The organism is Xanthomonas populi (assembly GCF_002940065.1).
In the GTDB taxonomy this organism is placed as follows: Bacteria; Pseudomonadota; Gammaproteobacteria; order Xanthomonadales; family Xanthomonadaceae; genus Xanthomonas; species Xanthomonas populi.
Map to the genome: position 1 here is coordinate 1 of NZ_MDEJ01000388.1, position 291 is coordinate 291.

At 64.3% G+C, this 291-nt stretch carries 1 protein-coding gene; it reads right to left on the minus strand.

Annotated elements, in window-relative coordinates; all coding sequences use genetic code 11:
- The coding region (locus XpopCFBP1817_RS21395; protein WP_128418517.1) for a DUF4158 domain-containing protein at positions 1 to 291 on the minus strand (291 nt) is incomplete at both ends.

The window sequence follows — 291 nt, forward strand, 5'->3', positions numbered from 1 at the left end:
TCCATCACCGCAGCGGCTTCGTATACCGCGCGTGCCGCAATCTTCAGCCCGCCGTCGCTGTAGGCCCGGACCTGCAGGAATTGACGGATCCGACGGTAGTAGCGATAGCGCAAGGCGTTGGCAAGATTCGCTGGCTTGACCTGCACGCGCAGTTTCAGCGCGCTGCGGATATGGCGCATCACCGCCGGCGGGACTTCGTCCAACACGGGGGAATACCCCAGCCGTTGGAAGGTCTTGAGCAGGATCGTCAGCGTCAGGCGGTGCGCAGGCTGCCGGGTGTACTCGGCAACG